Here is a 22,973-nt window from a genome sequence, read left to right as displayed (position 1 = left end):
CCAGGACACTGTGCGGAGTCTCCCCGGAGGAGCCGACATGCCCACCAAGATCCTCATCGTCACCGGCGACGCGGCGGAGTCCCTGGAGGTGCTCTACCCCTACCAGCGGCTGCGCGAAGAAGGCTACGACGTCCACATCGCCGCCCCCACCCGCAAGACCCTCCGCTTCGTCGTCCACGACTTCGAACCCGGTTTCGACACCTACACCGAGAAGCCCGGCTACACCTGGCCCGCCGACCTGGCCTTCTCCGAGGTCGACCCCGGCGACTACGCGGCCCTCGTCATCCCCGGCGGCCGGGCCCCGGAGTACCTGCGCAACGACCCCGAACTGCGCAAGATCCTCAAGGCCTTCTTCGACGCCGACAAGCCCGTCGCCCAGATCTGTCACGGTCCGCTGCTCACCGCCGCGATCGACTCCCTGCGGGGCCGCCGGGTCACCGCCTACCCGGCGCTGGAGCCGGACATGCAGGCAGCCGGCGCGGGCTTCCAGGACACCGAGGCGGTCGTCGACGGCACCCTGGTCTCCTCCCGCGCCTGGCCGGACCATCCGGCGTGGATGCGGGAGTTCCTGAGGGTGCTTCGCTCCAAGGCCCCGGTGAGCTGAGCAACGCTCACACGGCGCCACCGCCCGGCTCGCGGTACGCCGACGGCGTCAGGCGCGTGCCCGCCCGTACGTCGACGGCGTGAGCTCCACGTTCGCGGTACGCCGACGGCGCCAGGCCCGCGCCCGCTGTACGCCGACGGCGTCAGGCCCACGCTCGCGGTACGCCGGCGCGCTCGCGGTACGCCGACGGCGTCAGGTCCGCTGTGGCCGGTCGTGCAGTTCCCCGGGCCGTCCGGGGAGCCGCGCCCGCCCCCGGCCGGTCACAGCACCTGACGTGGCGCCCTCGCAGGACCGCCCCGGCGCCCCGCGGGGCTACGCCGCTATCCTCCGCGCCTCGGCCACCGCCTCGGCCAACGTGTCCACGACCGGCACCCCGATCCCCTCCAGACTCACCCGGCTGTGCGACCCCCCGCTGTACAGCACGGCCCGCGCCCCCACGTGCCGGGCGGCGACCGCGTCGTCCGCCGCGTCCCCGATCACCACGGTCCGCTCGGGCGCCACCATCCCCGTCAGCGCCTCCAGGTGCCGCACCATGTGCTCGGCCTTGCTGCCACCGGACGGCCCCGTACGCCCGTCGACCCGTATGAAGTGCGCCTCGATCCCGAAGCCCCGCACCAGCGGCACCAGGTCCTCGTGTCCGTACATGCTCAGCAACGACTGGCTGTGCCCCGCCGAACGCCACCCCGCGAGCAGTTCCTCCGCCCCTTCGGTCAGCCGGCACCGCACCCGGTGCTCGGCGTAGTAGCGGTGGAAGACCCCGTCCATCAGCTCCCACTCGGCGTCGGTCGGCAGCCGGCCGAGCAGCCGCTCGTAGAACTTCGGCACCGGCACGCAGTACAGCGCCCGGTACTGCTCCAGCGTGATCGGCGCCAGCCCCAGCTCAGCGAAGGCCGCGTTCGTCGCCCCGATGATCGCGTCATTGTCGTGGAACAGCGTCCCGTTCCAGTCCCAGACGATGTGCGCGCTTCCCTGCGTCCCCATGTCCAAGACCGTACCCGCCCCCACTGACAATCAGGGCACCACCGCGATCAGCGCAGCTCAGCCCAGCCCGACCAGGTTGGGGATCTCCTGCGTGGCGTACCACAGCAGCTCGTGGTCGTCCGCCCCGTCCACGACGAACTGCGCGTCGTCGTCCCCGCCGTCCGCCGCCTCCAGCGCGTCCGCCGCGGCGGCCACGTCCGGCTCGGCGCCCTCGGCGTCGACGTGCACGGACGCCGCCTTCGCGAGCGGCACCGCGACCTTCACGGTGACCTCGCCGAGCGCGGCGGGTTCGAGCGCGCGGTCCGGGTCGACGCTCGCGGCACCGTCGGGCACGTCCACGGCGACCACGACCCGGCGCCGTACCGCGTCCGGGTCCGCCGCGAGCAGCCGCAGCGAGGCCAGCGCGGCCCGGCTGAGCGCGGCGTACTCCAGCTCCTCGATGTCCTCGGACAGGTACCACTCGCGCAGCGCGGGCGTGACGGCGTACGCGACGAAGGGGCCGGTCCCCAGCTCACCCGTCTTGTACGCCTCGGCGAGGGCGGGGAGGGTCAGGGGGACGTAGACGCGCATGCTGGCCGCTCTTTCCTGTTCCTGGTCGAAGGCTCCGCTGGGGCCCCGGGGAGAGCGGCTGGCGCGTCTCCCGGAGGGCCTTCAGGATACGTGCGGCCGTCCCCTTTCGGGCGCCTGCCCGCCCCTGTGGAGGCGTCCACTCCGGGCCGTCGATTCACCCTCCTCGGCCGCTTGACCCTGGGGCGCGGGGCTCCCCCGGTCCCTCGGATAGGTGAACCTTCCGTGCCCTCTCCCGCCCCCCGGCGCTTCCTTGCCACCCTCTCCCGCGCCGCATACAAGATCCCCACCATCTGGTTACCGCCCGGTATCCCCCGGGCCCGGCGAACGGGGACGCCCCCATGAACAAGGTCATGAGCCGTACCGCCCAGCCCCGCCCGCGGCACCGCCCGCCGACCCGCCGCGACTCCCGCCGCCCCGGCGGCGCCCCGCCCCGCACGCCCAGCCGCCCGGCGGCCACACGGCCGGAGGCGGCGCGTACGCAGCCCGGAACGGCCGCGCGGCAGCCCCGGCCCACCGACCTCTTCGCCGAGCGCCTGCTGGCCGTCCTGAGCGGTCAGCGGCCCGTCCACTGGATGCTGCGGCACACCGCCGGCCGCGCCTACGACGACTTGGCCCGCCTGGCCGAACACAGCCCCCTGCGCACCCTGGGCCCCCGGCCCGTCGTCCAGGACATCGGCTACTACGTCCCCAGCCAGGGCGCCCTGGAGGTCTTCGCCCGCATCGCCGCCGGGGACCAGCTGCGCGCCATGGCCTTCCGTCTGGAACTGGGCAAGGACCTCCGCTGGCGCTGCACGGCGGTGGAAACGGGCAGGACGTAGGGCCGCGGAGAGCCGTCGAGGTGCGGGGGCGCCGTGGCCGGTCGCGCGGTTCCCCGCGCCCCCGGGGGAACCGCGGCAGCCGTCGCCCGGCGGGCGAACCCGCCCCCGACCGGCCCCGGCGCAGGGCACCGCACGGCGGCAACGCGACGGGGCCGGGTCCCAGAAGGGAACCCGGCCCCGCTCAACCGCTGGAGTGCCGCGGGCGACCGTTACTTCTTGCGTCGCCGCCCGCCCTTGGCCTGCCGGCGCCGCTCGGCCCGCGTGAGACCGTCCGACTCCGACCGCACCGGCTCGTCCTCCTCCAGGTCACGCTCGACGATGCCGCCCTCACCGTCCACCGTCGGCGCCGAGAAGTGCAGATCCCGGCGCTGGGGGACATCCAGCCCCTTCGCGCGGATCTCGGGACGCGCGCCCGCCTGCGCCGGAACCGTGTCCTGGACGCCCTCGCCCACCGGCTGGGCCTCCTCGACCGGGACCTCCTCGACCTGCTGCTCGACCTGGACCTCCAGGTTGAACAGGTAGCCGACGGACTCCTCCTTGATGCCGTCCATCATCGCGGTGAACATGTCGAAGCCCTCGCGCTGGTACTCGACCAGCGGGTCCTTCTGCGCCATCGCGCGCAGGCCGATGCCCTCCTGGAGGTAGTCCATCTCGTAGAGGTGCTCGCGCCACTTGCGGTCCAGGACCGACAGCACGACCCGGCGCTCCAGCTCACGCATGATCTCGGAGCCGAGCTGCGCCTCGCGGGCCTCGTACTGCTGGTAGATGTCCTCCTTGATGGACTCCTCGATGAACTCGGCGGTGAGACCGGCCCGGTCGCCGGCCGCCTCCTCCAGTTCCTCGATGGTGACCTTCACCGGGTAGAGCTGCCGGAAGGCACCCCACAGCCGGTCCAGGTCCCAGTCCTCGGGGAAGCCCTCGGAGGTCTCGGCGCGGACGTACGCCTCGATGGTGTCGTCCATGAAGTGCCGGACCTGCTCCTGGAGGTCCTCGCCCTCCAGGACGCGCCGGCGCTCGCCGTAGATGACCTCGCGCTGCCGGTTGAGGACCTCGTCGTACTTCAGGACGTTCTTACGGGTCTCGAAGTTCTGCGTCTCGACCTGGGCCTGCGCGGACGCGATGGCGCGCGTGACCATCTTGTTCTCGATCGGCACGTCGTCCGGCACGTTGGCCATCGACATCACGCGCTCGACCATCTGGGCCTTGAACAGGCGCATCAGGTCGTCGCCCAGCGACAGGTAGAAGCGGGACTCGCCCGGGTCGCCCTGACGGCCGGAGCGGCCGCGCAGCTGGTTGTCGATGCGCCGCGACTCGTGCCGCTCGGTGCCGAGGACGTAGAGGCCGCCGAGCTCCTCGACCTCCTCCTTCTCCGCCTTGACGGCCTGCTCGGCCTTCTCCAGGGCGGACGGCAGAGCGGCGGCCCACTCCTCGATGTGCTCCTCGGGGTCGAGGCCGCGCTGGCGCAGCTCGGCCTCGGCGAGGTCCTCGGGGTTGCCGCCGAGCTTGATGTCCGTACCACGGCCGGCCATGTTGGTGGCCACCGTCACGGCGCCCTTGCGGCCGGCCTGGGCGACGATCTGCGCCTCGCGCTCGTGGTGCTTGGCGTTCAGCACCTCGTGCTGGATGCCGCGCTTGCTGAGCTGCTGCGAGAGGTACTCCGACTTCTCGACGGAGGTCGTGCCGACGAGAATCGGCTGGCCCTTCTCGTGCTTCTCGGCGATGTCGTCGACGACCGCCTCGAACTTCGCGACCTCGGTGCGGTAGATCAGGTCCGACTGGTCCTTGCGGATCATCGGCTTGTTGGTCGGGATCGGGACCACGCCGAGCTTGTAGATCTGGTGGAACTCGGCGGCCTCGGTCATCGCCGTACCGGTCATGCCGGAGAGCTTCTTGTAGAGGCGGAAGAAGTTCTGCAGGGTGATCGTGGCGAGCGTCTGGTTCTCGTCCTTGATGTCCACCCCTTCCTTCGCCTCGATCGCCTGGTGCATGCCCTCGTTGTAGCGGCGGCCGGCGAGGATACGGCCGGTGTGCTCGTCGACGATCATGACTTCGCCGTCGATGACGACGTAGTCCTTGTCCTTCTTGAAGAGTTCCTTGGCCTTGATGGCGTTGTTCAGGTAGCCCACGAGCGGGGTGTTCACCGACTCGTACAGGTTGTCGATGCCCAGCCAGTCCTCGACCTTGCTGACACCGGACTCGTGAATGGCGACCGTGCGCTTCTTCTCGTCGACGTCGTAGTCGCCGGTCTCCTCGACGCCCTTGAGCGGGTTGCCGGCCTCGCCGCGCTTGAGGCGCGTGACCAGCTTGGCGAAGTCGCCGTACCACTTGGTGGCCTGGTCGGCCGGGCCGGAGATGATCAGCGGCGTACGGGCCTCGTCGATGAGGATGGAGTCGACCTCGTCGACGATGGCGAAGTTGTGGCCGCGCTGCACCAGCTCGTCCTTCGACCACGCCATGTTGTCGCGCAGGTAGTCGAAGCCGAACTCGTTGTTCGTGCCGTAGGTGATGTCACACGCGTACTGCTCGCGGCGCTGGGCCGGCGTCATGTTCGCGAGGATGCAGCCGACGCTCAGACCCAGGAACTTGTGGACGCGGCCCATCATCTCGGAGTCGCGCTCGGCCAGGTAGTCGTTGACGGTGATGAGGTGGACGCCGTCCCCGGACAGGGCGTTCAGATACGCGGGCAGCGTGCCGACGAGTGTCTTGCCCTCACCGGTCTTCATCTCGGCCACATAGCCGAGGTGGAGCGCGGCGCCGCCCATCATCTGCACGTCGTAGTGACGCTGGCCGAGGACGCGCTTGGCGGCCTCGCGCACCGTGGCGAACGCCTCGGGGAGGAGGTCGTCCAGGCTCTCCCCGTCGGCGTAGCGCTGCTGGTACTCCGCGGTGAGGGCTCGCAGCTCGGCGTCGGAGAGGTCGACGAAGTCCTCTTCGATGGAGTTGACCTGGTCCGCGATGCGGTGCAGCTTGCGCAGGATCTTGCCTTCGCCTGCACGCATGATCTTCGAGAGGACGGACACGGGGGCTGGTCTCCTTGCCGGTCGGGCCTGGGACGGTCGGTTTTCCTTCTGACGTACTGAGCAACGGCCATCGTATGCGAGGACCCGGCTGCGCCGGGAGGCCTGGCGGCCCGACGGCTGCTTCACCCAGGACAACGGACGGGGCGACCGGATGGTGCCGCATCGGCGCGAGGAATTACGCGAAACGTGATCAGCCGCTCACAGATCGCGAAAATCCATGGTCTGGACAGGACGTCCCGAGCAGAATCGGGCGATGGAACACGTCACGCTCACCACGGACCGTCTGCTGCTGCGCCCGGTCGGCCCCGCCGACACCGACGCGGTGTACGCGGCAGCGCAGGACCCCGACATCCAGCGCTGGACACTGGTCCCCTCGCCCTACCTCCCGGAGCATGCGATCGGCTTCACGGAGCAGATCGTCCCGGACGGCTGGTCGCAGGGCTCGACGTTCACCTTCGGCGTCTTCCTCAGGGGCGGCGAGCTGGTCGCCATGCTCGCCCTGACGATGCGCTCCCCGGGCACGGCCGAGGTCGGCTTCTGGGCGGCCAAGGAACACCGCGGCAACGGATACGTCGTGGAGGCCACGCTCACCGCCTGCCGGTGGATCTTCACCGAGGTCGGCGTGGACCGTGTCGAATGGCGGGCCGAGGTCGGCAACCACGCCTCCCGCGCGGTCGCCGAACACGCGGGCTTCACCATCGAGGGCACCCTGCGCTCCGGCCTCAACAACAAGGGTGTGCGCCGCGACTGCTGGGTCGGCTCCCTGCTCCCCTCCGACCTCGGCCTGCCCTCCACGGCGCCGTACCTGCCCGCGCGTTCCTGACCCTGTTCGCCGTTCCCGATTCGCCGTCCACGATTCGCCGTTCCAGAGGAATGGACAGCTCGTCGCGGGCTGTCAGTGGCACCCTCTATCGTCCGAGGCATGACGACCCTTCCGCGCCCGACCACCACTCTCACCGCGGACGACGCCCGCCGGATCGCTCTGCGGGCCCAGGGCCTGCTCGGCGCGCCCGACCGGCGCGCGGGCGTCCGCGGGGTGCTGCGCCACCTCGGCGCGGTCCAGCTCGACACGATCTCGGTGCTCGCCCGCTCCCATGAACTCGTGCCCTACGCCCGGCTGGGCGCGGTCGGCCGCAAGGCCGTGGAGGCCGCCTACTGGACGGACGCCCACGCCTTCGAGTACTGGTCGCACGCGGCCTGCATCCTCCCCATCGAGGAGTGGCCGCACTTCGCCTTCCGCCGCCGCGCCTACCGCGACCGGCCGCACTGGCACCACGAACTGCCCGACGGCGCCTACGACCAGGTCATCAAGCAGCTCCGCACGGAGGGCCCGCTGACCGCCACCGAACTGGGCGGCGCGAAGAAGACGAACGACTGGTGGGACTGGTCGGGCACGAAGGTCGCCGTGGAGCGCGCGCTGATGTACGGCGAGGTGGTGTGCGTGGAGCGGCGCGGCTGGAAGCGGGTGTACGACCTGGCCGAGCGGGCGGTCCCGGCCTCGCTGCTGCACGACGAGCTGGACGACTCCGAGTGCCTGCGCCGTCTGGTCCGGCTGGCGGGCGAGTCGCTCGGGGTCGGCACGCGCGCGGACATCGCGGACTATCACCGTCTCAAGGCGGAGCAGGTCGACGCGGTGATCGCGGACTCGGGTCTGGTGCCGGTCGAGGTCGAGGGCTGGGGCAGGCCGGCCTGGGCGGACCCGGCGGCCCTGGCGACGCCACCGCGCGGCCGGCACCGCACCACCCTGCTGTCGCCGTTCGACTCGCTGGTCTGGGAGCGGGCGCGCACGGAGCGGATCTTCGGCTTCATCCACCGGCTGGAGGCGTACGTCCCCCGGCCGAAGCGGGTCTACGGCTACTTCGCGATGCCGGTGCTCGCAGGCGGCCGACTGGTCGGGCGTGTCGACCCGGCCCGGGAGGGCCGCACGCTGGTGGCCAAGCAGGTCACCCTGGACGGTCCGAAGGCGGTCCCGGCGGTCGCCCAGGCCCTGGTGGAGGCGGCGACGTGGGTCAACTGCACCGACGTCCGTGTGGAACGCGTGGACGTGCCCGAGCTGCGTGAGCCCCTGGGCAGGGAACTCGCCGGGCTGCTCGGATGAGGCGCTAGCGGATCTCCAGGATCTTCTCCCGCATCGCGTAGACCACGGCCTCCATCCGGGAGTGCAGTTGCAGCTTCTCCAGGATGTTGCGGACGTGGTTCTTCACGGTGTTCTCGGAGATGAACAGTTCCTTGGCGATGTCCCGGTTGTTCATACCGGTCGCGACGAGCTTGAGGACCTCCAGCTCTCGGTCGGTCAGCCGGGGCGCGGGCACCAGCCGGCGCTCGTCGGTGCGCTGGATCATCGACTTGAACTCGGTGAGGAGTTTCGACGCCATCGACGGACTGATCTGCGACTGTCCGTCGGCCACCGCGCGAATGGCGGTGGCCACCTCGTCGGTCGAGATCTCCTTGAGGAGGTATCCGGTCGCGCCCGCCTTGATCGCGTCGTAGAGGTCGGCCTCCTCGTCGCTGATCGTCAGCATGATGATCTTCGCGCTGGGAGCGACCTCCTTGATGGAGGTGCAGGCCTCGATGCCGCCGCGCTTGGGCATGCGGACGTCCATCAGCACGATGTCGGGCAGCAGGTCGGCGGCCTTGTCGACGGCCTCCGCCCCGTCGCCCGCCTCGCCGACGACCTGGATGTCCTCCTCGGCCGCGAGCACGATCTCCAGGCCGCGCCGGAAGAGGGCGTGGTCGTCCACGACCAGGACTCTGATCGGCTCGCGTGACGAGCTCGCGTCCGGGTCCCTGCCGATGACACCGTCGTCGGCGTCCCCGTCCCTCATCGGTCCGAAGGTGTCCGCCATCGTTCCTCCCCCTGAAGGCTGTGGCCTGTGGTCCTGTGCCATCGCCAACCCAAGGCAGCGGCCCACCGGTTGGGCCGGTGCGGCCATGATTTCATGCCCGGGCGGCACCGAGGTGACGTGCGGGGCGCGAAGTGGTCGCACACCGGTGCCCCTGGGGGCGCACACGCGCTCCAGGGGCACCCGCACAGCTTCAGCCGGGGGATCAGCCGCCCAGCGTGCCACCCGCCGCGGGGGGCTGCGTCTGCGCCTCGGCGATCATCGGGTCGGTGCTGAGGTGGATCACGCCGTAGTCGTAGGCGTGTCGCCGGTAGACGACGCTGGGTTCCTTCGTCTCGGAGTCGACGAACAGGTAGAAGTCGTGGCCGACCAGTTCCATCTCGTACAGGGCCTGGTCGAGCGTCATCGGGGAGGCGACGTGGGTCTTCTCGCGGACGACGAGGGGGCCTTCACCCTTGACCTCCAGCGAGCCGATCTTCTTGGTCGGCACTCCGTCCGTCTCCTCCTCCTGGACGGGGAGGCCGCTGCCGTTCAGTGTCGCCGCGCCGGGGACGTGGTCGGGGACCTCTGCCGCCGAGATCCGGCGTGCGCCACGGCGCGAGAACCGCTTGTCGTGCTGCTTGCGCAGCCGGGCATCCAGCTTCTCCGCCGCCAGGTCGAGCGCCGCGTACGGATCGCTGGCCGCTGCCTCCGCCCGGATCACCGGACCGCGGGAGCGGAGCGTGATCTCCACTCGGTCACAGCGGTCGGCCTGTCGGGGGTTCGGCTCCTTGGACACCTCGACGTCGAGGCTGATCACCTTGGCATCGAGCCTCTGGATCTTCTCCAGCTTCAGCTTCTCGGCCACGTGCTTGCGGAACCGCTCGGGCACCTCGGTCTTGCGGCCCTTGACGACGATGTCCACGCAGAACTCCGTTCCCGGATCGCTCCGCTGCATCGGCGGAGCGTCTCCCTTTCGCACCAGGTCCGGTGATCACCGGACCTCGGACTCGGTGACTTCCACCTCCTCCTCCCCCATGGGCGAGATCTCCACCCCACCGATGCGGGTGATTGCGTAAAACCCGCAGCATGGCATTCGGATATGAGAGGTGTGGCCTGCGCCTTTCCTCACACCCGAACATATCTCGCCCGGACGGATGGCGTCACCCTCTACTGCGACGTACCTCCGTTCAGGTGAATTACCCCTGTCACTAGCTGGAACGATGCAAGTTGACGATCAGTTCCTGTTCATTTCGAAAGAATCGTGAGGAGCTGCGATCACGGCGACAATCACGGCGGCATGGAGGATCCGCCGCGGGGCGTTCGGCACCGCATTTTCCGGTGCACTATGCACCGACTCCCTTCTCCCCGGCGCATCGATCCATCGTTCCTCCCTACCTTCCCGAGTTGCGGCCTCGTACACGGCCGTCCTGTCCCCGAGACGGGACACGTCCGCTTCCCGCAGGGCCCGCGCCGCCTCCGCGAGACTGGCTCCCGTCGTCATCAGGTCATCGACGAGCACGACAGGGCCCGCACCGAGCAGCCGGTCGCCTCCCGCTCTCACCTCCAGTGCCCCGGCGAGGTTCTCCAGACGCCGCCGTGCGTCCAGCCCCGCCTGGTCGGCCACGGCCCGCCGTTGGCGCAGCACGGCCGCCACCCGGGCCGGCGTCCCGGTGCGCCGCAGCTCCCCGGCCGCCGCGAGCGCCATCCGCCGCACCGGATCGTGCCCACGCGCCCGCACGGCCCACCGGGCGGAGGGCACGGGAACCAGCAGCACGGGCCCGCGTCCCGGCCACCCGGCCGACCCCGCACCGTCGTCCGGGCCGACGGGGGCACCGCGGTCCATGCCGGCATGAGCATCGCCGCCCCACCGGACACCGGCTCCGCCGGCCGCGCCCAGGCCCGCCCGCACGGCCCCTGCCAGCGCCGTGCCCAGCGCTCCCGTGAGCGTCAGCGCGCCCCGTTCCTTGTGCGCGAGCAGCAGCGCGCGCACCTCCGCCGCGTAGGGAGCCACCGCGTGCACCACCGGCAGCCCGGCCGGCTCCGGCACCGGCCGCACCCGCCGCGCCGCGCTCCCGTGCAGCGCGGCCCGGCACCGCGGGCACAGCGCCGTACGAGGTGCACCGCAGCCCGCGCAGTCGGCCGGCAGCACCAGGTCGGTGAGGTCCTGCCACCACCCCCGCATGACCACCACTGTGCCAACGCGGCCGCGGGCCGGCCACCCCTGTGGACAACGGCCTGTGGACAACTCGGCATGCGACCAAGGGCAGGGGCGTCCTGCTCTCAGCGGTCCCCGCGCTCAGCGAGGGCAGATCGTCTCAGCCGTCCCGCGACCAGTGCAGACAGATCGTCTCAACCGTCCCGCGCTCAGCCCGGGTAGACCGGCGCCGAGCCGTCCTTGTCGACCTTCTGCCACTGCGCCCCGGACGGCAGTCGTACGATCCCGTCCTCCGAGTAGGCCACCAGCGGCACCCGCTCGTCCTCGGACGCGGCGATCGCCTTCACGCTGGTGAGCGCACCCGGCGCCGGGCCGTCGAGGGTGGAGCCGTCGACCTGGACGTACCGCATCTGCTGCACGCCCCCCTGCTCCTGCCCCACGACCAGCAGTCTGCTGTCCCCGGCCCACGAGATGGCGCTGACCTGCTCCAGGTCCGGTGCCGCCGACCGCAGCCCGTCCACCGAGATGCCCTGCCCGGTTCCGTCGTCGCGCTGGATCCGCCCGATGACGAGGGACTGCTTGCCGTCCTTCTCCACGACCAGCGCGATCCGTGCCCCGTCGGCGGCCACCCGCGCGTCCTCGATCCGGCCGGACAGGTCCGGGACGGCGACCGGCTCCGGTTTGTCGGCGCCCTGTTCCAGGACGAACAGGCGCGGCCGGTGCGGGTCACGGTCGGCCACCCACAGGTCGCCGCGGGCGTCCCAGCTCGGGGTGGCGAGCCGGTGGTCGGGGGTCGTACCGGCGCTGGTCACCAGCGGATCGCCGAGCGATCCGTCCGACGCCAGCGACGTCACGTACAGCGTCCTGCCCTCGTCGGCGACCCCGGCCGCGGTGTGCTCGTCCCGCGACACCGCCACCAACTGCAGCCCCCTGCCGCTCTCGCCCAGCGGGCCCGGCACCGGCGCGGACGCCGTCCCGGTGCTCCCGGTCTGCATCCGCACCATGCGGTGCTTGCCGTCGAGGAAGTACAGGTATTCGGGCCGCTTGGACGACCCGTGCCAGGCGGCGGTCTCGGCGCGCTCCCCGGTCAGTTCGCACAGCCGGTCGCCGCCCGTCCCCCGCAGTTCGACGGAGTCCAGCGTCGGCGCCAGGTTCCGCAGGGTGAACAGCATCTGCGTCGCCATCTCGGTGCACTTGCTCGGCGCCACCCGGGACGGCTTGAGATTCAGCGGCACCGTCAGCTTGTTCTGGTCGTCCGGTGCCAGCCCGGACACGCCCTTCTGCAACGCCGTACCGGTCGGGAAGCTCGACCTGACCACCGGTCCGAGCCAGGTGGTGGGTCCCTTCAGCAGCGAGCGGACCAGCTGGGTCATCGGGTCGACCTTGCTGCGCACGAACACCGGGTCGGCGACCGCCACCGGCTGGCCGCTCTCCCCTACGGACGCGTTGGAGGCGAAGTAGTACTTGTCGACGGACGTGTAGTTCCGCTGGAAGTCCGACTTGCCCATGACGACCCCGTTGGGCAGCCCGTCGATGCGCCACTGCCCGTTCTTCGGGTCCTTCGTGAGGTGCAGCTTCTTGCGGTAGGTGCCGTCGGCGGGCTGGTACGCCTGCTGCGCGTCGACCGTGGCGACCTGGCTGCCGGCCAGCACGCACGTGACGCTGTTGGTCTCCTCACGGCCGCCCGGACGGCAGTCCGTCTCGATGGTCGGCCCGTTCGCGAGGACAGTGGTCGACTGCTCGGGCCGCCAGGTGCGGGCCGCTTCGTCCGTCAGGTACTTACGAGCCGTGTCGTACCCCGGGTCGTCGCTGGTCAGCGCCTCCAGGAAGCCCTGCATGATCTCGCCCGGACCGGCGCCGTCGGCCGGCGGCATCGCGAACACCCGGACCCCGGTGTCCTGTCGCGGCGTGGACTCCACGTCCCTCAGGTCCCCGCTGTCGGGCATCGAGGCGCAACCGGCCAGCAGTACGACACCCAAGGCGGCGTACGCCACCGCGCGCCACGACCGCCGCCGTGCGCCCCCCTCGCGGTCAGCGGCCACGAAATGCCTCCCCTGGCTCGGTCGAGTCCTCCGGCGTGGCCGCGTCCGCCCGGCCCGCGCTCGCGCCGGGCGCCGGACGCGCGCCGGGCCCGTCGGCCGGACGCCGTGCGCCGGCGGTGGGCCGGGGCACGACGCGCGCGCCGTTGCCGTTGCCCGGCAGGGCGGTCGGGTCGACGGCCGGGGTCGCAGTGGCCAGCCGCGGCGTGATCTCCGCCCGCGGCGGCAGCGCGGGCGCCTGGACGCCGTTCTGCTGCACGGGAACGGTCGCCCGCTTCTCCTCGTCCGCCCGGGGCAGGCCGGCGTCGTCGAGGCCGCGGTTGCGGCGGGAGTCCTTGGGCTCCAGCGGTATCGGCGAGCCCCGCAGCGGCTCGTCCGCCGTCCTCGGCAGCGTCAGCCGGAACTGGGAGCCGCCGCCCGGCTCGCCCCATGCCTGCAGCCAGCCGCCGTGCAGCCGCGCGTCCTCCAGGGCGATCGACAGCCCGAGGCCGGTACCGCCCGTGGTACGCGCGCGTGCCGGGTCGGCCCGCCAGAAGCGGCTGAAGACCCGGGTCGCCTCACCGGGCTTCAGTCCCACGCCGTAGTCCCGCACCGCGATGGCCACGGCTCCGCCGGCGGCGGCCAGCTTGACGACGACGTCCTTGCCCTCGCCGTGCTCGACGGCGTTGACGACGAGGTTGCGCAGGATCCGCTCCACTCGCCGGGCGTCCGCCTCGGCGACCACGGGCTGCTGGTCACCGAACACCCGTATGTACGTGCCCTTGCGCTCAGCGAGCGGCTCCGCACCGCTCACGACCCGCCGGACGACCTCCCTGAGGTCTATCGGCTCGGCCTCCAGCGCCGCCGCCCCGGCGTCGAAACGGCTGATCTCCAGCAGGTCGGCGAGCAGCGACTCGAACCGGTCCAGCTGGTCGGCGAGCAGCTCGGCCGACCGCGCGGTGACCGGGTCGAAGTCCTCGCGCGCCTCGTGGATGACGTCCGCGGCCATCCGGACGGTGGTCAGCGGGGTGCGCAGCTCGTGCGAGACGTCGGAGACGAACCGCCGCTGCATGCGCGACAGGTCCTCCAGCTGCTGGATCTTGCCCTGCAGGTTCTGCGCCATCTTGTTGAAGGCCTCGCCCAGGCGCGCGATGTCGTCCTCGCCGGTGACCTTCATCCGCTCCTGCAGCCGCCCGGCCGACAACCGCTCCGCGATCCCGGCGGCCATCCGCACCGGTGTGACGACCTGCCGCACCACCAGCCAGGCGATGGCTCCGAGCAGCACGACGACGAACAGCCCCGCGGTGGCGAGCGTGCCCTTGACCAGGCTCAGGGACTTCTCCTCCTGCGTGAGCGGGAAGAGGTAGTACAGCTCGTACGGACGGCCGTTGGGGTCGTTGACCTGCTTGCCGATGACGAGCCCCGGCTGCGAGTCCTTGCCGCCGTAGTAGACGATCCGCGTGTTGCTCTGGACGGCCGACGTACCGCTGTTGACCCGCTCGCGCAGCGCGGCGGGCACGCTGGAGGTCGGGTTGACGTTCCCGGAGCCGCGCGGGCTGCGTCCGCCGCCGCTGTCGTCGCCCACGGGCAGCGTCACCACGTCGAAGGCGCCCGCGCCGCCGCTGGACAGCGACTCCACCAGGTCGCTCATCCACTGGATGACGTTCTGCGACTGTCGCCCGTCCCCGGTCGCCGTGCCGTCACCGGCACCGGCCCCGGCTCCCGTACCGGTCCCGCCGACCGCCTCGTCGGCCTTCTGCTTGGCCACCGCGAACCCGCCCGTGGCCTGGCTCTGCGACGCCTTGACCTTCGCGTCGAGCAGGCCGTTGCGCACCTGCCCGATCACGACGAAGCCCAGCAGCAGAACGACACCGAGCGACATCAGCAGGGTGGTGGCGACGACCCTGAGCTGGATGTTGCGCCGCCACAGCCGCATCACCGGCAGCAGCGGACGGCGCACCCAGCGCAGGAACAGGCGAAGGACCGGGCTGCCCTGGACTCCGCCCTCAAGCAGCCCGCCGTCGAACATCGCCCGCCAGCGCGCACCCGCCGCCGTCCGGCCGACAGGCCGCCCCGGACGTGTCCCAGAACCGCCGGGAGCCGAAGCGGCGCTGTCCCCGGACATGTCAGCTCGGTCCAGCCTTGTAACCGACACCACGGACGGTCACCACGATCTCCGGCCGCTCCGGGTCCTTCTCGACCTTGGAGCGCAGCCGCTGGACGTGCACGTTGACGAGCCGCGTGTCCGCCGCGTGCCGGTAGCCCCACACCTGCTCCAGCAGCACCTCACGGGTGAACACCTGCCAGGGCTTGCGCGCGAGCGCGACCAGCAGGTCGAACTCCAGCGGGGTCAGCGCTATCGACTGCCCGTCCCGCTTCACCGAGTGCCCGGCGACATCGATGACCAGGTCACCGATGGTGAGCTGCTCCGGCGCCGGCTCCTCCGACCTGCGCAGCCGCGCCCGGATCCGGGCCACCAGCTCCTTCGGCTTGAACGGCTTGACGATGTAGTCGTCGGCGCCCGACTCCAGGCCCACGACGACGTCGACGGTGTCGCTCTTGGCCGTGAGCATCACGATCGGCACACCGGACTCCGCCCGGATGAGCCGGCACACCTCGATGCCGTCCCGTCCGGGCAGCATCAGGTCGAGCAGCACCAGATCGGGCTTCGTCTCACGGAAAGCGGCCAGCGCCTTGTCGCCGTCGGCTACGAAAGACGGCTCAAAACCTTCACCACGCAGCACGATGCCGAGCATCTCGGCCAGTGCGGTGTCGTCGTCGACGACAAGGACTCGTCCCTTCATAAACGACATCATCCCATTCTCATAACAGCGACAGGCGCCCTGGTGAGGGAGGTCACTGGCCGGTGACGATAGTCGTACGGGGCCGTCACTGTCTGCCCCTGTCCATGGACGAGGATGCCGCTCACGATGTCAGGCCGACGCCGGCGGAGCCTCAGCCGGCGGCCGGGCGCACAGTTCCGCAAGCGCCTCGGCCGTCACGGGCGAGACCACTCCCTCCTCGGTGACGATCGCTGTCACCAGTTCGGGCGGGGTGACGTCGAACGCCGGGTTGTAGGCCTGCGTCCCCAGCGGTGCCACCGGAATCCCGCCTCCCGCTCCCGCCGCCTGGGGCGCCGCGACCTCGGTCACCTCGAAGCCGGGCCGCTGCTCGACCTCGATGGACGCCCCGTCGGGCGTGTCCGGGTCGACCGTCGTCAGCGGCGCCACCACGATGAACGGCACATGGTGGTACCGGGCGAGCACGGCGAGCGGATAGCTCCCCACCTTGTTCGCCACCGAACCGTCGGCCGCGATCCGGTCCGCTCCGATCAGCACCGCGTCCACCTCACCCGCCGCGAACAGGGAACCCGCCGCGTTGTCCGTGAGCAGGGTGTACGCCATACCGCTGCGGGCCGCTTCGTACGCCGTCAGGCGAGCGCCTTGCAGCAGCGGACGCGTCTCGTCCACCCACAGCCGCCGCAGCCGGCCCGCCCGGTGCGCGGCGAGGGCCACCGCGAAGGCCGTGCCCTCCCCACCCGACACCAGCGACCCGGTGTTGCAGTGGGTCAGGATCCGGTGCCCGCCACCGGACAGCAACTCGTCCAGCAGCGCCAGACCATGGGCCGCCATCCGGGCGCTGGCCTCCGCATCCTCCTGGTGCAGCGCTCGCGCCGCGGCCAGCGCCGCCACGGCGGCCGCGGTGGGGTCGCCGGTCCGGGCCAGTGCCTCCTGGTGCGCCGCCTGCGCCCGGCGCACCCCGACGGACAGGTTCACCGCGGTGGGCCGGGCCTCTTCGAGCGCCCGCGCGGCCTCGGCCACGTCGAAGCCCCGCGCGGCGGCGAGCGCGACGCCGTACGCCCCCGCGATCCCGAGCAGCGGCGCCCCGCGCACGGCGAGCGAACGGATCGCCTCCACCAGCGCCGCCGCGTCCGTGCACACCAACTCGACCTCTTCGGCCGGAAGCCTCGTCTGATCAAGAAGGACCAGTACGGGACCTTCTGGTGGTTCCTCCCATCGGATCGCCGGTATCTCGGTCGGCCGCCTGTCCCCGCCGGTTCGCGCCTGCTGATCAACCATGCCGTCAGTCTGCCCCGGATCCGGCGGACAATTGAAGGAGTCCACCCCCCACCGTGGCCGGTCCCCCGGTGACCGGCCCATGGCACGATGGCTGCCAACCTGCCGCCGCGACCGCGGACGGGCACCGAGAAGGAGCTTCGATGACTGACACTCCGGGCTGGGCCTCGCCCGGATCCGCCCCGTCGTCCGAGGGGCGGGAACCCGGTGCGTCCGGCCCCGCCGAGCCCGCAGACCGCCCCGGCCCCACCGAACCCGCGCCGCAGCCGGGCACGGACGCGCAGGGCCCAGGCTCGAAGTGGTCCAAGGCGCGGCCGCCGGCCGGCCAGTGGTCCGCGCCCACCGGTGCCCCCAGCCCGAACCAGGCACCGCCACCGCCGCCGCCCGGCCCGGGCTGGGGCGGCCGGCCGCCCGCCGGTCCCGGGCCCGGCCCCGGCGGCTACGGTGTCCCCGGCGGCGGCTACGGCGGCCCGCCCCCCGGCCACGGCGGTTACGGCACCCCGGGCGGCTACCCCGCCTGGGGCGGCGGCTGGGGAGGTCCCCCGCCGGCGGCCAAGCCCGGCGTCATCCCGCTGCGCCCGCTGGGCGTCGGCGAGATCCTCGACGGTGCCGTCTCCACCATGCGCACCTACTGGCGCACGGTCCTCGGCATCGCGCTGGCCGTCGCCGTCGTCACGGACACCTGCCTGGTCCTCGTCCAGGGCTTCTTCGTCAACGACGCCCTCGCCCGCACGTCGCTCGACAGCCGGACCGCCACCCTCGACGACGCCTACCGCTCCCTGCGCGATTCCATGATCGGCACCGGCATCGTCACGGTGATCTCCGCAGCCGCCGTCATCGTCGCCACCGCGCTGCTCACGACCATCACCAGCCGTGCCGTGCTCGGCAGGCCGGTCAGCACCGGCGAGGCCTGGCGCGAGGCCCGTCCGCAGATCCCGAAGCTGGCCGGACTGCTCGTCCTGCTCGGCCTGATCACCGTCGGAGTGATCGTCGTCGGCGCACTGCCCGGATTCCTGGTCCTGCTGAGCGGCGGCAGCGACGCCGGCGGGGCCGCCCTGTTCGCCCTGGGCATCCTCGGAGCCGTCGTCGTCGCGGTGTGGCTGGCCATCCGCTACTACCTGGCCGCTCCCGCCCTGATGCTGGAACGCCAGAGCGTCACCAAGGCCATGAGCCGCTCCGCGAAGCTGGTGCGCGGCTCCTGGTGGCGCGTCTTCGGCATCCAGCTGCTCGCCTGGCTCATCGCCAACATCGTCTCGGCGATCGTCACCATCCCCTTCGCCGTCATCGGCGCCGCCGTCAGCGGTGACGGCATGGACGACTTCCTCGGCACCAGCGGCGGGCACGTCGGCTGGGCGTTCCTGATCATCCGGGGCATCGGCTCCCTGATCGGCACCACGCTCACCCTTCCGATCAGCGCCGGCGTCACCGTGCTCCTCTACATCGACCAGCGCATCCGCCGCGAGGCCCTCGACCTCGAACTGGCCCGCGCCGCCGGCGTCCAGGGCTACGGCACCGGCGTCCCCGGCCCCGTCCCCGGGAGCTGATGCGGTGAGCCTCACGGGGGGAGTTCTCACGGCGGCGCCCCCACCGGGCACCGCCACCGCGGTCGCGGGCCGGCTGCTGCGCGCGACGGACCGGGCCGTGCTGGCGGCCGGTGGCTCGGGAGACGAGCCACCGGTGACCATCGGGCGTGATCCCGCGCGCGAGGCGGCCCGGCGCGAGCTGTCCAAGGGGATGTACCACGAGAACGATCCCAGCCTGTTCCAGCGTGCCCTGAACGCGTTCTGGGACTGGCTCGACCGGGCCCTCGGCTCGGCTGCCTCGGCGACCCCCGGCGGCACGGTCGGCCTGGTCGTCGTCATCCTGTTCGTCGTCGCCGTCCTGGCCGCCCTGTGGTGGCGCCTGGGCACCCCCCACCGCGGGCCCGCCTCGGCCGCCGTCCTCTTCGACGAGCACCCCCGCAGCGCCGCCGAGCACCGCGCCGCCAGCGAGGCCCACGCGGCCCAGGGCCACTGGAACCAGGCCGTCCAGGAACGCATGCGGGCCCTCGTCCGCTCCCTGGAGGAACGGGCCCTGCTCGACGCACGCCCCGGCCGCACCGCCGACGAAGCAGCCGCCGAGGCCGGACGCGCCCTGCCCGCGCACACGGACCGACTGCGCGCCGCCGCCCGTGAGTTCGACGACGTCACATACGGCGGACGCACGGCCGGCGAGCCGTCGTACCACCGCCTCGCCGAACTCGACCGCGACCTGCAACACACCAGACCGGCCCTCGCCGACAGCCCCGCCAGCCCCACCACCAAGGCCCCGAACAGCCGCCAGGGGGTCGCCGAGTGACCACCGAGGCCGCCCCGGCGACCACCTCCGCCGCGCCCACCGGCCGCCAGGTGTGGACCCGGACACGAGGGATCGCACTCGCCGTCGTCCTGCTCCTGGCCGCGGCCGTCGCCATGGCCGCCGTACGCTCCACCACCCGGCACGGCGACCTGGACCCGCGCTCCCCCGACCCCTACGGCAGCCGCGCCGTCGCCCGTCTCCTCGCCGAACGAGGCGTCTCCACCCGCGTGGTCACCACCCTCGGTGCGGCCCGCGCCGCCACCGGTCCGGACACCACCCTGCTCGTGGCCGTACCCGACCTGCTGACCCACCGCCAACAGACCCAGCTGCACGCGGCGACCGCGTCCTCCGGCGGGCGGACCGTCCTCGTCGCGGCCGGCAGCTGGTCCGTGGAACGGCTCGCCCCCGGGGTCGCCGCGGACCCCGCCACCAGCGACCGCTCCACCCTCGACCCGGACTGCACGCTGCCCGAAGCCCGGCGCGCGGGCCCAGCCGACACCGGCGGCGTCCGCTACACCACCACCCACCTCGACGCCGACTCCTGCTACCCCAGCGAACGCCTCGCCACCCTCCTGCGCGTCCCCGCGGCCTCCGGAGGCGGTGACACCGTCGTGCTCGGCGCGCCCGACATCCTCTACAACGACCGCCTCGACGAGCAGGGCAACGCCTCGCTCGCCCTTCAACTCCTCGGCTCCCGCCCCCATCTGGTCTGGTACCTCCCCTCGCTGTCCGACGCCTCCGCCACCGAGAACGGCGAGCGGAAGAGCTTCCTCGACCTGCTCCCCTCGGGATGGCTCTGGGCCACCCTGCAACTGTTCATCGCGGCGGCCCTCGCCGCCTTCTGGCGGGCACGCCGCTTCGGCCCCCTCGTGCCCGAGAAACTCCCCGTCGCGATCCGCGCCTCCGAGACCGCCGAAGGCCGCGCCCGCCTCTACCGCAACGCCAACGCCCGCGACCGCGCCGCCGCCGCTCTTCGCTCCGCCACCCGCACCCGCCTCGCCCCCCTCGTCGGCGTCCCCGTCACCCAGGCGCACACACCCGAGGCCCTGCTTCCCGCCCTGTCCACCCACCTGGCCGGCGACGGACAGGCCCTGCACTCCCTCCTCTTCGGACCGCCACCCGGCGACGACGCGGCCCTCATCGCCCTCACCGACCAACTCGACGCCCTCGAAAGAGAGGTACGCCGTTCATGATGGACCCGACCACTGACAACGCCGGGCAGAGCCAGGACCCGGGCGCCGCCCGGGCCTCCCTGGAAGCCCTGCGCGCAGAGATCGCCAAAGCCGTGGTCGGCCAGGACCCCGCCGTGACCGGCCTCGTCGTCGCCCTCCTCTGCCGCGGACACGTACTACTAGAAGGAGTCCCCGGGGTCGCCAAAACGTTGCTCGTCCGCGCCCTCGCATCCGCACTCGAACTCGACACCAAACGCGTCCAGTTCACCCCCGACCTGATGCCGAGCGACGTGACCGGGTCCCTCGTCTACGACACCCGCACCGCCGAGTTCTCCTTCCAGCCCGGCCCGGTCTTCACCAACCTCCTCCTCGCGGACGAGATCAACCGCACCCCGCCCAAGACCCAGTCGTCCCTGCTGGAGGCCATGGAGGAACGCCAGGTCACGGTCGACGGCACCCCTCGCCCGCTCCCCGAGCCGTTCCTCGTCGCCGCGACGCAGAACCCGGTCGAGTACGAGGGCACCTATCCCCTCCCCGAAGCCCAATTGGACCGCTTCCTCCTCAAACTGACGGTCCCTCTGCCCTCCCGGCAGGACGAGATCGACGTACTCACCCGGCACGCCTCGGGCTTCGACCCCCGCGACCTGCGCGCCGCCGGCGTACGCCCGGTCGCCGGCCCCGCCGACCTGGAGGCGGCCCGTACCGCGGTCGCCAGGACGACCGTCTCCCCGGAGATCACCGCCTACGTCGTGGACATCTGCCGCGCCACCCGCGAGTCGCCCTCCCTCACCCTGGGCGTCTCCCCACGCGGCGCCACCGCCCTGCTCGCCACCTCGCGCGCCTGGGCCTGGCTGACCGGCCGCGACTACGTCATCCCCGACGACGTGAAGGCCCTCGCCCTGCCCACGCTGCGCCACCGGGTCCAGCTGCGTCCCGAAGCCGAAATGGAAGGCGTGACCGCGGACTCGGTCATCAACGCCATCCTCGCCCACGTCCCGGTCCCCCGCTGATGGCACTCACAGGACGCGCCGCCCTCCTCGCGGCCCTCGGCTCGATTCCCGTCGGCATCCTGGAACCAAGCTGGACGGGCATCCTCGCGGTCAACGGCCCGCTGGCCCTGGCCTGCGCCTGCGACTACGCACTGGCCACGCCGGTACGCCATCTCCAGCTCGCCCGCTCGGGCGACAGCTCCACCCGTCTCGGTGACACGGCCGACATCACCCTCACGATCACGAACCCTTCCCGCCGCCCGCTGAGGGCACGACTGCGGGACGCATGGCCACCGAGCAGCTGGCAGCCAGGTACCGAGATCGACGCCTCCCGGCACCGGCTGACCGTGCCACCGGGCGAGCGCCGACGCGTGACGACCCGACTGCGCCCCACCCGCCGCGGCGACCGCCAGGCCGACCGCGTGACGATCCGCTCCTACGGCCCCCTCGGACTCTTCTCCCGCCAGGGCACCCACAAGGTCCCCTGGACAGTACGGGTTCTGCCCCCGTTCACCAGCCGCAAGCACCTCCCGTCGAAACTCGCCCGATTGCGTGAACTCGACGGCCGCACCAGCGTCCTGACCCGCGGGGAGGGAACAGAGTTCGACAGCCTGCGAGAGTACGTCCCCGGCGACGACACCCGCTCGATCGACTGGCGCGCCACGGCCCGGCAGTCGGCCGTCGCCGTCCGCACCTGGCGCCCCGAACGCGACCGGCACATCCTGCTCGTCCTGGACACCGGCCGTACATCGGCCGGCCGGGTGGGCGACGCACCACGCCTGGACGCCTCCATGGACGCCGCCCTGCTGCTGGCGGCTCTCGCCTCGCGCGCAGGTGACCGCGTGGCGCTGTTGGCCTACGACCGCCGGGTCCGCGCCCTGGTCCAGGGCCGCGCGGCAGGCGATGTGCTGCCTTCCCTGGTCAATGCCATGGCGACACTCGAACCGGAACTCGTCGAGACCGACGCTCGCGGCCTCACCGCCACCGCGCTCCGCACCGCGCCTCGCCGCTCCCTGATCGTGCTCCTCACGACACTGGATGCGGCACCGGTGGAGCAGGGACTGCTTCCCGTGCTCCCTCAGCTCACTCAGCGCCATACGGTTCTGGTCGCTTCGGTGGCGGATCCGCACATTGCCGGTATGGCGCGGGCGCGGGGTACGACCGAGGCGGTGTACGAAGCGGCGGCGGCAGCTCAGGCGCAGAACGAGCGCCGGCGCACTGCCGAACAGCTTCGCCGCCACGGGGTGACGGTGGTGGACGCGACACCGGAAGATCTGGCGCCGGCGCTTGCGGACGCATACCTGGCACTCAAAGCGGCGGGCCGGCTCTGAAGGCCCTCGGCCCGCCCGGTGTCCCCTCGGGCACGTCGAACGGCCCCTAAACGCAGAAAACCCCCGCACCGAAGGTA

General features: G+C 72.0%; 19 protein-coding genes. 9 read left to right on the top strand and 10 right to left on the bottom strand.

Annotated elements, in window-relative coordinates; translation table 11 throughout:
* The first annotated feature begins 37 nt into the window (after positions 1 to 37).
* Entirely contained in the window at positions 38 to 604 is a 567-nt protein-coding gene (locus C3492_RS02550) for a DJ-1/PfpI family protein (protein WP_103810063.1), read from the top strand.
* A gap of 312 nt (positions 605 to 916) precedes the next feature.
* On the opposite strand, the gene C3492_RS02545 is transcribed toward C3492_RS02550, so the two are convergent.
* Entirely contained in the window at positions 917 to 1,585 is a 669-nt protein-coding gene (locus C3492_RS02545; protein ID WP_103810411.1) for an HAD family hydrolase, read from the bottom strand.
* A gap of 57 nt (positions 1,586 to 1,642) precedes the next feature.
* Complete coding sequence (locus C3492_RS02540; RefSeq protein WP_103810062.1) at positions 1,643 to 2,155, bottom strand: DUF6912 family protein; 513 nt, start codon at positions 2,153 to 2,155, stop codon at positions 1,643 to 1,645.
* Between the two features lie 338 nt (positions 2,156 to 2,493).
* On the opposite strand from C3492_RS02540, the gene C3492_RS02535 reads away from it, so the two are divergent.
* Positions 2,494 to 2,973, top strand: coding sequence for an Rv3235 family protein (locus C3492_RS02535; RefSeq protein WP_103810061.1), 480 nt, complete (start codon positions 2,494 to 2,496; stop codon positions 2,971 to 2,973).
* 209 nt (positions 2,974 to 3,182) lie between these two features.
* On the opposite strand, the gene secA is transcribed toward C3492_RS02535, so the two are convergent.
* Positions 3,183 to 5,993 carry a preprotein translocase subunit SecA gene (secA, locus tag C3492_RS02530; RefSeq protein ID WP_103810060.1) on the bottom strand — a complete coding sequence of 937 codons (2,811 nt, stop codon included), beginning with the start codon at positions 5,991 to 5,993 and terminating at the stop codon, positions 3,183 to 3,185.
* 253 nt (positions 5,994 to 6,246) lie between these two features.
* Between secA and C3492_RS02525 the strand changes: the two genes are divergently transcribed.
* Positions 6,247 to 6,816, top strand: a complete 570-nt coding sequence (locus tag C3492_RS02525) for a GNAT family N-acetyltransferase (RefSeq protein ID WP_103810059.1) — start codon at positions 6,247 to 6,249, stop codon at positions 6,814 to 6,816.
* A gap of 99 nt (positions 6,817 to 6,915) precedes the next feature.
* A complete protein-coding gene (locus C3492_RS02520) occupies positions 6,916 to 8,091 on the top strand; it encodes a winged helix-turn-helix domain-containing protein (protein WP_103810058.1) in 1,176 nt (391 codons plus the stop codon).
* Between the two features lie 4 nt (positions 8,092 to 8,095).
* Here C3492_RS02520 and C3492_RS02515 read toward each other — a convergent pair whose 3' ends face one another.
* The 7 genes from C3492_RS02515 to mtnA all read right to left on the bottom strand — a co-directional run bounded on the left by C3492_RS02515 (position 8,096) and on the right by mtnA (position 17,070).
* Positions 8,096 to 8,839, bottom strand: a complete 744-nt coding sequence (locus C3492_RS02515) for a response regulator transcription factor (protein WP_103810057.1) — start codon at positions 8,837 to 8,839, stop codon at positions 8,096 to 8,098.
* A gap of 202 nt (positions 8,840 to 9,041) precedes the next feature.
* A complete protein-coding gene (gene hpf / locus C3492_RS02510; protein WP_374938323.1) occupies positions 9,042 to 9,740 on the bottom strand; it encodes a ribosome hibernation-promoting factor, HPF/YfiA family in 699 nt (232 codons plus the stop codon).
* A 312-nt stretch (positions 9,741 to 10,052) separates the two neighbouring features.
* Positions 10,053 to 11,000, bottom strand: coding sequence for a ComF family protein (locus C3492_RS02505; protein ID WP_103810055.1), 948 nt, complete (start codon positions 10,998 to 11,000; stop codon positions 10,053 to 10,055).
* 182 nt (positions 11,001 to 11,182) lie between these two features.
* Entirely contained in the window at positions 11,183 to 13,015 is a 1,833-nt protein-coding gene (locus tag C3492_RS02500; protein ID WP_181140162.1) for an LpqB family beta-propeller domain-containing protein, read from the bottom strand.
* Entirely contained in the window at positions 13,005 to 15,116 is a 2,112-nt protein-coding gene (mtrB, locus tag C3492_RS02495) for an MtrAB system histidine kinase MtrB (RefSeq protein WP_181140161.1), read from the bottom strand. The genes C3492_RS02500 and mtrB overlap by 11 nt, the downstream gene beginning before the upstream one ends.
* Before the next feature lies 1 nt (position 15,117).
* Positions 15,118 to 15,807, bottom strand: a complete 690-nt coding sequence (gene mtrA / locus C3492_RS02490) for a two-component system response regulator MtrA (RefSeq protein WP_191870552.1) — start codon at positions 15,805 to 15,807, stop codon at positions 15,118 to 15,120.
* Between the two features lie 117 nt (positions 15,808 to 15,924).
* Positions 15,925 to 17,070: an S-methyl-5-thioribose-1-phosphate isomerase gene (gene mtnA, locus C3492_RS02485; protein WP_103810053.1), complete on the bottom strand. Its 1,146-nt coding sequence runs from the start codon at positions 17,068 to 17,070 to the stop codon at positions 15,925 to 15,927.
* Between the two features lie 140 nt (positions 17,071 to 17,210).
* On the opposite strand from mtnA, the gene C3492_RS02480 reads away from it, so the two are divergent.
* The 5 genes from C3492_RS02480 to C3492_RS02460 are packed head-to-tail and all read left to right on the top strand — an operon-like array spanning position 17,211 to position 22,896.
* Complete coding sequence (locus tag C3492_RS02480) at positions 17,211 to 18,611, top strand: proline-rich domain-containing protein (RefSeq protein WP_103810052.1); 1,401 nt, start codon at positions 17,211 to 17,213, stop codon at positions 18,609 to 18,611.
* Between the two features lie 4 nt (positions 18,612 to 18,615).
* Positions 18,616 to 19,404, top strand: coding sequence for a DUF4129 domain-containing protein (locus tag C3492_RS02475; RefSeq protein ID WP_374938317.1), 789 nt, complete (start codon positions 18,616 to 18,618; stop codon positions 19,402 to 19,404).
* The gene (locus tag C3492_RS02470) at positions 19,401 to 20,597 is read left to right on the top strand and encodes a DUF4350 domain-containing protein (protein ID WP_103810051.1); all 1,197 of its coding nucleotides are present in this window, start codon (positions 19,401 to 19,403) and stop codon (positions 20,595 to 20,597) included. Before C3492_RS02475 ends, C3492_RS02470 begins: the two co-directional genes overlap by 4 nt.
* Complete coding sequence (locus C3492_RS02465; protein WP_103810050.1) at positions 20,597 to 21,586, top strand: MoxR family ATPase; 990 nt, start codon at positions 20,597 to 20,599, stop codon at positions 21,584 to 21,586. The genes C3492_RS02470 and C3492_RS02465 overlap by 1 nt, the downstream gene beginning before the upstream one ends.
* Complete coding sequence (locus C3492_RS02460) at positions 21,586 to 22,896, top strand: DUF58 domain-containing protein (protein WP_103810049.1); 1,311 nt, start codon at positions 21,586 to 21,588, stop codon at positions 22,894 to 22,896. The genes C3492_RS02465 and C3492_RS02460 overlap by 1 nt, the downstream gene beginning before the upstream one ends.
* The last annotated feature ends 77 nt before the right edge of the window (positions 22,897 to 22,973 follow it).

Origin of the sequence: Streptomyces sp. Ru62 (assembly GCF_002920615.1) — a bacterium.
Lineage (GTDB): Bacteria > Actinomycetota > Actinomycetes > Streptomycetales > Streptomycetaceae > Streptomyces.
The sequence above is the reverse complement of the archived record's forward strand: the minus strand, read 5'-3'. Positions and strand labels throughout refer to the sequence as shown.

Coding starts and splice junctions, on each gene's coding strand:
- C3492_RS02505 (WP_103810055.1), bottom strand. CDS start 11,000: ATGCGGGGGTGGTGGCAGGACCTCACCGACCTGGTGCTGCCGGCCGAC.
- C3492_RS02525 (WP_103810059.1), top strand. CDS start 6,247: ATGGAACACGTCACGCTCACCACGGACCGTCTGCTGCTGCGCCCGGTC.
- mtnA (WP_103810053.1), bottom strand. CDS start 17,070: ATGGTTGATCAGCAGGCGCGAACCGGCGGGGACAGGCGGCCGACCGAG.
- C3492_RS02480 (WP_103810052.1), top strand. CDS start 17,211: ATGACTGACACTCCGGGCTGGGCCTCGCCCGGATCCGCCCCGTCGTCC.
- mtrA (WP_191870552.1), bottom strand. CDS start 15,807: ATGATGTCGTTTATGAAGGGACGAGTCCTTGTCGTCGACGACGACACC.
- C3492_RS02540 (WP_103810062.1), bottom strand. CDS start 2,155: ATGCGCGTCTACGTCCCCCTGACCCTCCCCGCCCTCGCCGAGGCGTAC.
- C3492_RS02460 (WP_103810049.1), top strand. CDS start 21,586: ATGGCACTCACAGGACGCGCCGCCCTCCTCGCGGCCCTCGGCTCGATT.
- mtrB (WP_181140161.1), bottom strand. CDS start 15,116: ATGTCCGGGGACAGCGCCGCTTCGGCTCCCGGCGGTTCTGGGACACGT.
- C3492_RS02515 (WP_103810057.1), bottom strand. CDS start 8,839: ATGGCGGACACCTTCGGACCGATGAGGGACGGGGACGCCGACGACGGT.
- C3492_RS02550 (WP_103810063.1), top strand. CDS start 38: ATGCCCACCAAGATCCTCATCGTCACCGGCGACGCGGCGGAGTCCCTG.
- C3492_RS02535 (WP_103810061.1), top strand. CDS start 2,494: ATGAACAAGGTCATGAGCCGTACCGCCCAGCCCCGCCCGCGGCACCGC.
- C3492_RS02545 (WP_103810411.1), bottom strand. CDS start 1,585: ATGGGGACGCAGGGAAGCGCGCACATCGTCTGGGACTGGAACGGGACG.
- C3492_RS02465 (WP_103810050.1), top strand. CDS start 20,597: ATGGACCCGACCACTGACAACGCCGGGCAGAGCCAGGACCCGGGCGCC.
- C3492_RS02520 (WP_103810058.1), top strand. CDS start 6,916: ATGACGACCCTTCCGCGCCCGACCACCACTCTCACCGCGGACGACGCC.